Source organism: Thermomonas mangrovi (genome assembly GCF_028201335.1).
Taxonomy (GTDB): domain Bacteria; phylum Pseudomonadota; class Gammaproteobacteria; order Xanthomonadales; family Xanthomonadaceae; genus Thermomonas; species Thermomonas mangrovi.
In genome coordinates this window covers 91,347-104,398 of the sequence record NZ_JAPEVV010000006.1, presented here as the reverse complement: position 1 = coordinate 104,398, position 13,052 = coordinate 91,347, and the positions used below count along the sequence as shown (strand labels likewise).

Here is a 13,052-nt window from a genome sequence, read left to right as displayed (position 1 = left end):
CGCGCATCCGCGCGCCAACCACCAGGAGTCGTCATGAACACGCGCAACCTGCTTCGTACCGCCGCCCTCGTCGCCGGCATCGGCTTGGCCGTCGGCCCGGGTACCGCCATCGCCCAGAACGCCCGCAACCTGGGCGACCTCGTCGGCGCGCGCGCCGCCGGCGGCCAGACGGAACTGGAGGTCCGTGGCTTCACCTTCATCAACGAACGCGAGACCTATGGCGATTCGGTCGAGGCCTACTACTGGAACCGCGGCAGCAAGACCTGCGTGCGGGTCGAGACCTACGACGGCCATTTCCGCTCGATCACCGACGCCAGCGCCTCCGACTGCAACCAGCGCGCCAGCAGCAGCAACAGAGACCGCAACACCGCCGCGGCGATCATCGGCGCGGCCGCGATCGCCGCCGCGCTGGCGCACAAGAACAACCAGCACACCAACGCCGGCAACAATGGCGCACAGTGGGACATCGGCTACAACGACGGCCTCCACGGCGTGCCCTACCACAACGTCGCGCGTTCCGATGCCTACGCCACCGGCTACGACGCCGGCGTGCAGCAGCGCAGCCGCAACACCAGCTACCACAGCGGCCGTGGCGGCTATTCCAGCGCGCCGAATTTCCGCAACGTCGTCGGCCAGGGCTTTGCGCGCGGCATCGACATGATGAGTGAAATGGGGTTCCGTGACGTCGATACCATCTCGTCCGGCGACACCACCTATGGCATCTACTACCACCCGGCGAGTCGCACCTGCGTCCAGCTCACCATGGCCAACGGCCAGGTCCTGAGCGCCGACGACATCAAGACCCACCCGAAGTGCCGCTGATCCTTCCCGCATGACCCGGGATGCCGCGGCCTGCAGTGGCCGCGGCATTTTCTTGGGGCGTGCAGGGCAGGACGCTCGCGCGTCCGCCCCCTCGGACCTTCGAAGATTTGCGGACGAGGATCGGTCGGATGCCGAACACGCAGGAAACCCCGCCAGCGGAAACACGCCACGCTCGCCGCCCCTGGTGGGCGCTCGCGACGTGGCTGGCATGGCTGCTCGCCACCATGTACGGCATGCGCTGGGCCAGCGACGGCAGCAAGAAGCCGCTGGTCGACACCGTGACCCACGGCGTGGCCTGGAACCTGGTGATGGCGATCGCGGTGCTGGCGATCGCGACCTTCGCGTGGCGTTGGCGCGACCTGAAATTCGTCGCGCCCAGCCGACCGGGCTGGCCCAGGCTGCTGTGGTTCCCGGTGCTTTACCTGCTGTTCTTCGCCCTGCTCGCCGGGCTGCTGGGCTTGCCGCCAGCCGGCAAGCTGGGCTTCGTGCTGGTCAATACCCTGCTGGTCGGCCTCTCGGAGGAATGGGCGTTCCGCGGCGTGTTGTTCCAGGGGCTGCGCAGCCGCCTGTCCGTCTGGCCGGCGCTGGTCGCCACCACGCTGGTGTTCGGCGGCGTGCACGTGCTCAACGTGATCACCACCGGCAACCTCGGCGAGGCAGTGGTGCAGGCCGTCGCCGCCGCGATGAGCGGGACGGTGATGATGGCGCTGCTGCTGCGCACGGGGTCGTTGTGGGTCCCCATCGCCTACCACGCGCTGTGGGACTTCGGGACGTTCGTGGTGTCCGCTGGCCCGGCCGATGGCGGCGCGGCGGCGGCCGACATCACCCAGGGCATGCGCTGGGCGATCCCGATGCTGCTGGTCCTGCCCAATTTCCTGTACGCGGTGTTCCTGCTGCGCAAGGTGCGCAACGATCCAGCGACCACCCGGGCCGCCGCATGAGCCGGCCCGCGCCTGCGGGTCCGGCATCGGCAGCCTCCGCGTGCCGCGTGGGCACTGCGCCCGCCCACCCGGCGTCGCGGCGGACCGCGCCAACGCAGGCCGCTTTGTCCGCGTTGCTGGCGGTGGCATTGCTGCCGGTCGCCGGCTGCCGACCGCAGGCGCCCGTCGAAGACGCGACGCCTCCGGCATCGCCAGCCAATGCGCGATCGACGCAGCCTGCACCCGCGCTCGCGGCTTCCACCCGCGTCGCCCTTCGCCCGGAGATGGCCATGAAAACCCTGCAGGATGTATTCGGTGGTCCATCCTCGAACGGCTTCGGCAGCGCAAGCTTCGTGGTGCCAGCGGCCACGGAGGCGCAACTGGACGCCCTGGCCCTCGCTCGTTACCAGGACTTCGTCGGGGCTGCGTGGTCGAAGCGCGGTGACGCGTGGCGTTCGGGCTTCCACGAGGTCTACCGGCGCCCGGCGGCGGGTGACGGCGGCATCGAGGCGGCGCTGCATGCAGTGGCGGATCCAGCCGTGCGCGGCGTGGCCGGCGGGGTCATCGACGACCACGAGGATCCGGCTGGCGCGCGCGCGGCCATGGTGGGCGTGTTCGATGCGCCCGATGTCCGCGCGTTGCGGATCTATGCGCTGGGCGACGGCGAGGCGATGTCCGGGATCGAAGTCGCGGCGCTCCGCGACTCCGGCGAGGCGGTGTTCCTGCTGGTCCTGCTGGATTGAGTGCTTGGCGGCGGGGCGCCTGCCGCCACCCCTCGAGCGCGAACGGCCAGGCGAGGCCTGACCGTCCGGGTGCTTGCCGCAGGATGCTTACTGCAACAACGAACGCAGCATCCACGCGTTCTTCTCGTGGATGTTCAGGCGCTGCGTCATCAGGTCCACGGTGGGGTCGTCGCCGGCGCCATCCGCGGTCTTCAGCACCTTGCGCGCGGTCTTGCACACGGCCTCGTTGCCGACCACCAGCTGGCGCACCATCTCGCGCCAGTCGGCGGCGTCGGCCAGGCCCGGCTCTTCCTTGATCGAGCCCAGCCGGATGAACTCCGGGTAGGAGCCCGGCGCGTTGTAGCCCAGCGCGCGCATGCGCTCGGCGATCTCGTCCAGCGCGTTCCACTGCTCGGTGTACTGGCCCTCGAACATCACGTGCAGGCTGTTGAACATCGGGCCCGAGATGTTCCAGTGGAAGTTGTGGGTCTTCAGGTAGAGGGTGAAGGCGTCGGCCAGCATGTGGCCGAGGCCCTCGGAGATCTTGCGGCGGTCGCCGGCCGACAGGCCGATGTCGATGCCGGGCGCGCCGTCGGCGTGCGCGGGCGGGACGGGTTGGGAAGCCTTGGCGGGCTTCGCGGCCGATTTCTTCTTGGTCATGACGATGTCCTCTGGGGGGCTTGCGCCAGAATACGCTCCTGCGGCGTTGCCGTTGGATGAAATCGCGAACATCACCGATCCATGGAACCTATCGAAGCCGATGGCCGCAAGGCCCTGCGCCAGGCCCGGCGCGCCATCGACGGCGCGTCGACCCGCGACCGAGGGCGCCTGCTCGGCCTGTGGACGAAATGGAACGCCAAGCCGGGCGACGCGGCGCTGCGCGATGCTTTCGCCGACAAGCTGCAGGCCTCGGTGGCCGCGCGCGATGCCCGGGCGGCGGCGCTGCCGGCCGCGCGCTTGGACGAGGCGTTGCCGATCGCCGCGCATGCCGACGAGATCGTCGGCCTGGTCCGCGCCCACCAGGTGGTGGTGATCGCCGGCGAAACCGGCAGCGGCAAGACCACCCAGCTGCCCAAGCTGTGCCTGCTGGCGGGACGCGGCGCGGCCGGGATGATCGGCTGCACCCAGCCGCGACGGATCGCCGCGCGCTCGGTCGCGCGCCGCGTGGCCGAGGAGCTGCAGGTGCCGATCGGCGGGGCGGTCGGCTACCAAGTGCGCTTCAACGATGCCGTCGGCGACGCCACCGCGGTCAAGTTCATGACCGACGGCATCCTGCTCGCGGAGATCCAGGCCGATCGCTGGCTGTCGAAGTACGACACCCTAATCATCGACGAGGCGCACGAGCGCAGCCTCAACATCGACTTCCTGCTCGGCTACCTCAAGCAGCTGCTGCCGCGCCGGCCCGACCTGAAGCTGGTGGTGACCTCGGCGACCATCGACACCGCCCGCTTCGCCGCCCACTTCGGCGGCGCGCCGGTCGTCGACGTGGAGGGCCGCGGCTACCCGGTCGAGGTGCGCTACCGCCCGCTCGAGGGCGAGGCCGAAGAGGACGGCGGGCAGCGCACGCTCGTGGACGGCATCGTCGCCGCGTGTGATGAAATCCAGAAGGACAAGGGCATCGGTGACACCCTCGTGTTCCTGCCGGGCGAGCGCGAGATCCGCGATGTCCACCAGGCGCTGGAACGGCGCAAGTACCGCCATACCGAGGTGCTGCCGCTGTACGCGCGGCTGTCGGCGAAGGATCAGGACCGGGTGTTCCATCCGGGTCCGCAGCGCCGCATCGTGCTGGCGACCAACGTGGCGGAAACCTCGCTGACGGTGCCGCGCATCCACTACGTCGTCGATCCCGGCGTGGCCCGGGTCAAGCGCTACAGCCCGCGGCAGAAGCTGGACCGGCTGCACATCGAGGCGGTGTCGCAGGCCAGCGCCAACCAGCGCGCCGGTCGTTGCGGCCGCATCGCGCCGGGCACCTGTATCCGCCTGTATTCGGAAGCCGATTTCGCCGCGCGCGCCGCGTTCACCGACCCGGAGATCCGCCGCGCGGCGCTGGCCGGGGTGATCCTGCGGATGCTGTCGCTGGGGCTGGGCAATATCGAAGGCCGTGTTTCGGCTTCGCCGAAACGCGCAAGTTCGCATCGGCCATCGGACGATGCGAACGTTATCGAAAATTTCCCGTTCCTCGAACCGCCTGACCCGCGTGCGATCGCCGACGGCTGGCAGCAGTTGAACGAACTCGGCGCGATCGATGCCGACCGCAAGCTCACCGCCATCGGTCGCACGATGGCGAAGCTGCCGGTCGACGTGAAGCTGGCACGCATGCTGGTGGCCGCACACGCGCACGGCGTGCTGCGCGAGATGCTGGTGATCGCCAGCTTCCTCGGCATCCAGGACCCGCGCGAACGCCCGGCCGACGCGCGCGCCGCCGCCGATGCCGCGCATGCGCAGTTCGCCGACGCGAAATCCGAATTCGTCGGCATCCTCAAGCTGTGGGACGGCTACCGCAGCGCGCACGAGGAACTGACCCAGTCCCAGCTGCGCAAATGGGCCGACAAGCACTTCCTCGGGTTCCTGCGCCTGCGCGAATGGTGGGAACTGCACCGGCAGCTGAAGCTGCAGTGCGAGGAGCTGTGGCCGGCGGCGGAAAGGGGAGCAGGTGCACTTTCCGCCCTTGCTGCACAGGGTGAGGAGGCAAGCGGGCAGTCCTACGCGGCGCTCCACCGCGCGCTGATCGCCGGCCTGCCCACGCAGCTGGGCCATCGCGGTAGCGATGGTGATCGAAAGGCAGGGGGCCTCTACGACGGTCCCCGCGGCCGCAAGTTCCAGCTGTTCCCGGGTTCGAAGCTGGCCAGCAAGCCGCCGCCGTGGCTGCTGTCGGCCACGCTGCTGGACACCGAGAAGGTCTGGGCGATCACCAACGCCGCCATCGAGCCGGACTGGGCGATCGCCGAGCTGCCGCATCTGCTGGCGCGCCGCCACCACGATCCGCACTGGTCGCGTGCGCAGGGCCGCGTGCTGGGCAGCGAGCAGATCAGCCTGTTCGGGCTGGTGCTGGCGCCGAAGAAGCCGGTGCATTACGGCGCGCTGTTCCCCGAGGAGAGTCGCGGGATCTTCGTGCGCGAGGCCCTGCTCACCGGCGAGATCAACACGCGCAGTGCGTTCCTGCCCCGCAACCTGCGCACGTTGGAACTGGCGCAGCAGGAGGAGGCCAAGCAGCGCCGGGTCGGCCTGGTGGTGGACGAGGACTGGCAGGCGCGCTGGTACCTGGACCGGCTGCCGCCGCACGTGCACAACGCGCAGGCGCTGGACGCCTGGTTCGGCAAGTTGTCGAAGGACGAGAAGGCCGCGCTGGAGTGGTCGCGCGACGACCTGCTGGTGGCCGACCAGACCGACGCCGCGCGCTTTCCGGCCTACATCGGCCTCGGTGATGCGCGGCTGGCGGTGCAGTACCGCTTCGAGCCGGGTGCGCCGGACGACGGCATGACGGTGGCGGTGCCGCTGCACCTGCTCAACGCGCTGGATGCCGACCGCCTGTCGTGGCTGGCGCCGGGCTTCGTCGAGGACAAGGCGACCGCGCTGATCAAGTCGCTGCCGAAGGCGCTGCGCCGCAACTTCGTGCCGGCCCCCGATTTCGCGCGTGCCTTCGCGGAAGCCTTCGCGCAGCCGGACGCCGACAGCATCGAGGGCGCGCTGGCGCGCTTCCTGAAGAAGCTCACCGGCGTCGCCGTGGCCACGACCGATTTCGATGCGGCCGCGATCGAGCCGCACCTGCGCGCCAACCTGCGCCTGCTGGACGGCAAGGTAGTGCTGGCCGAATCGCGCGACCTCGACGACCTCCGCGCCCGCTTCGGCGAGCGCGCTGCGCAGGCGTTCGCGCGGCATGCGGCGCAAGGCATGGCGCAGGCCGGCTTGACCGTGTTCCCCGACGCGCGGATCCCGGTGTCGGTGCCCGGCGCCGGCGGGCTGCCGGCCTATCCCGCCTTGCAGGACGACGGCCACAGCGTCTCGCTGGCCCTGCACGCACAACGCGAGGTCGCCGAACGCCTGCACCCGCAAGGCGTCCGCCGGCTGCTGGCGATCGCGCTGGCGGACAAGCTGAAACAGGCGCGCAAGCAGCTGCCGGTACAACCGAAGATCTCGTTGCTGTACGCGGCCATCGAGTCCGCCGACCCGCGCCGCGATGGCTTGAAGGACGCAGACCGCCTGCGCGCGGACCTCGTCGACGGCGCATTCGATGCGCTGGCCGCCGACGGCCTGCTCGAGGTGCGCGACGCGGAGGCCTTCGCCCAGCGCCGCGACGTCCTCGCCAAGGCGCTGTTCGCCGAAGCCATGCAGCGGTTGCGCCAGGCCGAAGCGATCCTGGGCCTGGTCGCGGAGGCGCGGGCCAAGCTCGAATCCACGCTGATGGGCTGGGCGCGCGGCAACCTCGACGACATGCGTGCGCAACTCGATGCGCTGGTGCCGCCGGGTTTCCTGCGCGACGTTCCGGCCGCGGCGCTCGCCGAGTACCCGCGCTACCTGAAGGCGTTGGCCTTGCGCGGCGAGCGTGCGCAGCGCGACCCGGTCCGCGACCAGGCGCGGATGCTGGAACTGGCGCCGTTCGTCGCCGCGCTGGCGGACGCCGAGCCCGACGACCCGGAGGCGCAGGCGTTGCGCTGGGACCTGGAGGAACTACGGGTCCAGGTGTTCGCGCAGGAGCTCGGCGCGAAGGGCGGGGTGTCGCCGAAGCGGCTGGCGGCGCGGGTGCAGCGCCTGCGCCGGGCGTGATGGCTGGCTGCGCGACCGGCGCGTCGCTACTGTAGGGCCATGTCCCCCGAGACCGCTGCCCCCGACCATGCCGGTGTGCTCGCGCGCTTGCCGGCGGGCGCCTTGCCCGGGCCGCTCGCGGCGCTGTGGCGGGCCCGCGCGGAAGCCGGCGCGCCGATGCGCGACCCACCCGCGGTGCTGGCCGACACCCTGGCGATCCTCGCCTCGCTGAACGCCGACGCGGAAGTGATGGCCGCGACCCTGCTGGATGCGCTGGTCGATGTCGAGGCGATCGCCGCCGAGGCAGGGGTGCCGATTCCCGAGCGCCTGCACGCGATGCTCGAGGGTCAGCGTGCCGCCAGCCGGGTCTGGGCCCTGCACCGCGACCATGGAGGCGGCCGCAACCCGGAAGGCATGCGCCGGCTGCTGCTGGCCCTGGTGCGCGACCTGCGGGTGGTGCCGATCGTGCTGGCGCGGCAGCTCTCGCGGATGCGCGCGTGCGAGCGTTTGCCGTCCTCCGAGCAGCGGGCGCTGGCCCAGCTCACCCGCGACATCCACGCGCCGCTCGCCAACCGGCTCGGCATCTGGCAGCTGAAGTGGGAACTCGAGGACCTCGCGTTCCGGGTGCTGGAGCCGGACACCTACAACGCCATCGCGCGTCTGCTGGACGACAACCGCGCCGGTCGCGAGCGCTACATCGCGGCGGCCCTGGCGCAGCTGCGCGAGGCGCTGGCGGCGCAGGGCATCTCCGGCGACGTCGCCGGGCGACCGAAACACATCTTCAGCATCTGGAAGAAGATGCGCCGCAAGGATGCGCCGATCGGCGAGCTCTACGACCTGCGCGCCTTGCGCGTGCTGGTGGACGACGTCGCCGCCTGCTATGCCACCCTTGGCGTGGTGCATGCGCTGTGGCTGCCGGTGCCGAGCGAGTTCGACGACTACATCGCCCGGCCGAAGCCCAACGGCTACCGCTCGCTGCACACCGCGGTGATCGGCCCCGAGGGCAAGACCCTCGAAGTGCAGATCCGCACCCGCGAGATGCACGCGCAGGCGGAACTCGGCGTGGCCGCGCACTGGCGCTACAAGGAAGGCAGCGCGGCCGGCGGCGCGGCGATGGACAAGCGCATCGCGTGGATGCGCAAGCTGCTGGAGCAGGCCGCCGAGGCCGCCCGCGAGGGCGAGGCCACGCCACTGCAGGGCATGGACGCGGAGCTGGCCGAAGACCGCGTCTATGCGCTGACCCCGAAGGGCGAGGTGGTCGACCTGCCGCAAGGCGGCACCGTGCTCGACTTCGCCTACCAGGTCCACACCATGGTCGGCCACCGCTGCCGTGGGGCGAAGGTGGACGGCCGCATCGTGCCGCTGAACTACCAGCTGCACACCGGCGAGCGCGTGGAGATCCTGACCGGCAAGACCGCGGAACCGCGCCGCGACTGGCTGCAGGCGGGCGCGGGCTTCCTCGCCAGCGGTCGCTCGCGCGACAAGGTGCGCGCCTGGTTCAACAAGCTGGACCGCGCGCGCAACCTGCAGGCAGGCCGGGAGTTGCTGGACCGCGACCTGCGCCGGCTGGGCCTGCTCAACGCCGACCTGGCGCCGGTGCTGGCGCGCTTCAACGCGGCCAGCGTCGACGACCTGCTGGTGCTGGTGGCGCTGGGCGACGTGGGCCCGAACCAGGTCGGGCGCGCCTTGCTCGACCTCGAGCGTGCCGCGCAGGAGCCGGCGCCACCGGCGCCCGCTGCGCTGCCGGCGCGACCGGCCGGCGCTGCGGCACCGGGCCCGGGTGCGGTCACCGTCGAGGGCGTCGACAACCTGCTGGCGCAGGTCGCGCGCTGCTGCCAGCCGTTGCCCGGCGAGCCGATCGTCGGCTACCTCACCCGTGCGCGCGGGGTCAGCGTGCATCGTCCCGACTGCGCGTCGTTCCTCCGGCTGGCCGCGCGCCAGCCGGCGCGCGTGCTGCCGGTCGAATGGGGCAGCCGCCGGCGCGAGCAGGAGGTCGGCATCCGCATCGAGGGCGTCGACCGCAAGTGGCTGCTGAAGGACATCACCACCCTGGTCGCGCAAGTCGGGGTGCATGTCGCCAGCCTGCACGCGGAACCGGTGCGCGGCGGCCATGGCCGGGTGCGCGTGCAGTTGCAGGCGCGCATCGCCGACTTCGGCCAGCTCGGGCAATTGCTCTCGCGACTGGAGGCCTTGCCCGGGATCCAGTCCGCGCGCCGCGCATGATCCCCGGCGAACGCCCGCGTCCCTGGTCGCGCCCGCCACGCGGGTGGGGCTGGGCGGTGGCTGCCGGGGGCGTGCTGGTGGTGACGGCGCTCGCCATCGGCCCGCGCCTCGCCGATTGGTGGTGGCCCGAGTCCGATGCCGCTGCGTTGCGTGCCCGCGCCGAGCGGGCCTTGCAGGACGGACGCTTGTCGATGGCCGACGGCAGCGGCGCGCGCGAGTTGTACGAGGCGGCGCTCGCGCTGCAGCCGGACCAGGTGGAGGCGCGCGAAGGCCTGGCCCGGGTCGCCCGCGCGGCACTGGCCGATGCGCGTGCCAAGGCCGCGGCGGGACAGGCGGCGCAGGCGCGGATCGCGCTGCGGCTGGCGCGCGAACTGCAGGCGCCGCAGGCCGGGATCGACGCGGTCGAGGCAAGCCTGCGCGACGGCGAGGCCGGCCTGGCCGGCGTCGATGCGCTGCTCGATCGCGCCGAGGCGGCGCGTGCGGCCGGGCGCCTGGATGGCGACGATGCGGCGGCGCTGCCGCTGTACCGGCGGGTGCTCGCGCTGTCGCCGCGCAACCAGCGCGCGGTCGAAGGGCGCGAGGATGCGTTGGCCGACTTGCTGCGTCCCGCGCACGCCGCGCTCGTCGCCGGCGACCTCGGCGCAGCGATGGCGGTGGTGCGGCGTGCGGAGGCCTACGATCCGGGCCATGCCGACCTGCCGGTGCTGCGTGCCGGCGTCGCGCGCCTGCTGGAACAGGCGGCCGCGCGGGTGCAGCGTGACGTGCGGGCGGGTCGCCTCGCGCAGGCCGAGGCGGCCTGCCGTCGCCTGCTGGGCAGCGTGCCCGATGTCCTGCCGGCGACGTGCAGTGGTGCCGTGGTCGATGGCCTCCTGGCGCAGGCGCGGCGGCAGGCGGAGGCGGGCGATGCGCGTGCCGTGCGGGTATCGATTGCCCAAGCGGAACGGCTCGCCCCGGAGGATCCACGCCTGCGCGAGGCCCGCCAGCTGTTGCGCAGCGAACATCGGGTGGAAGCCGCGCCCGACCCGGCGCGGATCCGCGACGCGCATGCCTTGCTGGCGACAGCGCGTGCCGCGCAGGCCCGCGGCGACTGGCTCACCCCACCGGGCGACAGCGCCTGGGACGCGTTGCGCGCCGCGCGTGCGCTGGCACCGCGCGATCCCGCCGTGGTCGCGGCATCGCGGGCGATTAGCATGGCCACCCGCGATTGCTTCGAACAGGCCCTGCGCGACAACCGCCTGGGCGAGGCCGGCAACTGCCTGGATGCATGGCGCCAGCTCGATCCCGATGGCAGCCGTCGCGCCGAGGCGCGCCACCGGCTGGCGCAGCGCTGGCTGGCATTCGGCGACGAGCGCCTGCAGGCCGGCGAGGTCACGCGTGCAGTACGCGCGCTGGAGCAGGCGCGCGTGCTGGAGCCGTCGTCGCCGGAACTCGATGCCTTCGCCGCGCGGGTCGAGCGCGCGCGGCAGGCGGTGCCCTAGCGCGCGAGGAAGGTCTCGCGGACCACGTCGCGGGCGGCATCCAGCGAGAAGTGCCGGGCCACGTTGTCGCGGCCGTGGCGCGCCAGCCGCGTCCACAGGTCGGCATCGCCATGCAGGCGCGCGATCGCGGCAGCGAATGCCTCCGCGTCCGCGCCGACCAGCACGTCGTGGCCGTCGACCAGGTGCATGCCTTCCACCGCCGCGGGCGTGCCGACCACCGGCAGGCCATGCGCCATCGCTTCGTTGACCTTGCCCTTGACCCCGGCGCCGTAGCGCAGCGGGGCGACCGCGGCGACGCAGCCGTCCAGCCAGGGTCGCAGGTCCGGCACGTGGCCGTGCACGTGCACGCCATCGATGCCGGCCAGCGCGGCGATCGCGGGCGGCACGTCGCCGCCGATGCAGTGGAAGCCGATCCCGGGCAACGCGGCGCGCACGCGCGGGAACACTGCCTCGACGAACCAGCGCACCGCATCCACGTTCGGCGGGTGGCGGAACCCGCCGACGAACAGCAGGTCGCGGCGCCCTGCGCGGCCGGGTCCGGGCGCGGGCAGGACGTGCAGGTTCGACAGCACGCGCACGCGGGCACCGGGGGCTTCGCGGGCGAGCAGGGCGCGCTCGACGTCGCTGACGACGAAGGTGGCATCGGCCATGCCGATCAACGCGAGTTCGCGCGCGCGGGTGGCATCGGCGGCGCGCAACGCAGCGGCATCGCCGGCGAGTTCGGCGGCGCGGCGTTCGCGCAGGAAATGCAGGTCCACGGTATCGAACAGCAGGCGTGCCTGCGGGGCGTGCCGGCGCAGCAGCGGGAAGACTTCGCTGGCCACGTAGTGACGGCTGACCATCGCGGCGTGGAAGCGCGGGCCGTGCGCGCGCAGCCAGGCCGGGATGCCTGGCGCCCACGGGGCGTGCCAGCATTCGATCCCGAGGGCCTGCAGCGCCTGCGTGTACGCGCCGTCTGCGCTGCGATTGGCAGGCAGGAACACCACGTGCGCCCCTTCGTCGCGCAGCAGGCGCATCAGATTCACCAGGCGCACCGAGCCGGAATCGCGGTCGGGTTGCGGGGTCAGCGCATCGATCAACAGGACCTGCGGGCGGTCGCGATGCAGGCGCGCCGGGGTCGGCAGGGTGCCGGCCGGCAACTGCCGCGCGAGGGCGTCGGCCCATTTCGCGGCGAACACGGCCTGGTTGCGCGCCTGCGCCGCCTTCGGCCCGCTGGCGAGGTCGGTGCCGGCGGTGCCGCCCTCGTCGTGGGCGACCACGGCCGCGGGCTGGAACAGCGTGCGCAGGCCGGCGGCGCGCACCGCGAAGGCAAGGTCGGTGTCTTCGTAATAGGCCGGGGCGTAACGCATGTCGAAACCACCCAGCCGTTCGAACAGGGTCCGCGGCAGCGCGATCGCCGCGCCGCTGAGGTAATCGGCATCGCGCAGGTAGGCGTAACGGCAATCAGCCGGATCCTCGCCACGGCCGTAGTTCCAGCCGGCGCCATCGGCGAACACCACGCCGCCGGCTTCCTGCAGGCGGCCGTCGGGATAGACCAGCTGGGCGCCGACCAGGCCGACATCGGTCTGGGTGTCGAAGGTCCGCAGCAGCGCGTCCAGCCAGCCGGGCTGCGGGACCGTGTCGTTGTTGAGGAACACCAGCCAGTCGCCGCGGGCCAGCGCGGCGCCCTCGTTGCAGGCGGCGATGAAGCCGCCGTTGGTCGCGCGCGCATGCACCCGCACGCCCGCGACCTGCCCCAGCCTGGCCAGGGTGTCGTCCGGCGAGGCATCGTCGACCACGATCACCTCGAACGGCACCGCCGGCGGATGCGCCGCGAGCGCGCGAAGGCAGGCGAGGGTGTGCGGAAACGCCCCGTGCACTGGGATCACCACGCTGGCGCGCGGCTGCCCGGAGGTCGCCAGCGCGAACGGCGCGAACGGGGTGGGTTCGGGGCGCCACAGCACGGTCGTGGGTGCTGGCCGGCGTGCGAACTGCGCCCGCAGCCGGGCCCAGCTGGCGCGCAGGCCACGGGTGCGCAGGCTGGCCCAGCCGCGCCGCCACAGTCCCAGCGCGCGCGCGAGCCAGAAACGCGCGTCGGCGGGGATCGGCATGCGGCGGAACTCCTGCTGAAGGATGGGGCGAACGCCGACGCCGGGCCGTGCGAC

8 protein-coding genes are annotated in these 13,052 nt (G+C 72.3%); 6 read left to right on the top strand and 2 right to left on the bottom strand.

Annotated elements, in window-relative coordinates; translation table 11 throughout:
• Positions 1–33 precede the first annotated feature (33 nt).
• The 3 genes from ON759_RS09320 to ON759_RS09310 all read left to right on the top strand — a co-directional run bounded on the left by ON759_RS09320 (position 34) and on the right by ON759_RS09310 (position 2,485).
• Positions 34–822 (top strand): hypothetical protein, encoded by a 789-nt coding sequence (locus ON759_RS09320; RefSeq protein WP_271680098.1) that lies wholly within the window; start codon positions 34–36, stop codon positions 820–822.
• A gap of 128 nt (positions 823–950) precedes the next feature.
• Complete coding sequence (locus tag ON759_RS09315; protein ID WP_271680097.1) at positions 951–1,763, top strand: CPBP family intramembrane glutamic endopeptidase; 813 nt, start codon at positions 951–953, stop codon at positions 1,761–1,763.
• Between the two features lie 269 nt (positions 1,764–2,032).
• Complete coding sequence (locus ON759_RS09310) at positions 2,033–2,485, top strand: hypothetical protein (protein ID WP_271680096.1); 453 nt, start codon at positions 2,033–2,035, stop codon at positions 2,483–2,485.
• Positions 2,486–2,572: 87 nt separating this feature from the next.
• On the opposite strand, the gene ON759_RS09305 is transcribed toward ON759_RS09310, so the two are convergent.
• Entirely contained in the window at positions 2,573–3,124 is a 552-nt protein-coding gene (locus ON759_RS09305) for a Dps family protein (RefSeq protein WP_271680095.1), read from the bottom strand.
• 81 nt (positions 3,125–3,205) lie between these two features.
• Here ON759_RS09305 and ON759_RS09300 point away from each other — a divergent pair, with 81 nt between their 5' ends.
• From ON759_RS09300 to ON759_RS09290, 3 genes are read left to right on the top strand one after another with little or no spacing between them, the layout of a single operon-like run.
• Complete coding sequence (locus ON759_RS09300; RefSeq protein WP_271680094.1) at positions 3,206–7,228, top strand: DUF3418 domain-containing protein; 4,023 nt, start codon at positions 3,206–3,208, stop codon at positions 7,226–7,228.
• Between the two features lie 39 nt (positions 7,229–7,267).
• Entirely contained in the window at positions 7,268–9,430 is a 2,163-nt protein-coding gene (locus ON759_RS09295; RefSeq protein ID WP_271680093.1) for a RelA/SpoT family protein, read from the top strand.
• A complete protein-coding gene (locus tag ON759_RS09290; protein ID WP_271680092.1) occupies positions 9,427–10,908 on the top strand; it encodes a tetratricopeptide repeat protein in 1,482 nt (493 codons plus the stop codon). The genes ON759_RS09295 and ON759_RS09290 overlap by 4 nt, the downstream gene beginning before the upstream one ends.
• Here ON759_RS09290 and ON759_RS09285 read toward each other — a convergent pair.
• Complete coding sequence (locus tag ON759_RS09285; protein WP_271680091.1) at positions 10,905–12,998, bottom strand: glycosyltransferase; 2,094 nt, start codon at positions 12,996–12,998, stop codon at positions 10,905–10,907. The genes ON759_RS09290 and ON759_RS09285 overlap by 4 nt on opposite strands.
• Between the last annotated feature and the right edge of the window lie 54 nt (positions 12,999–13,052).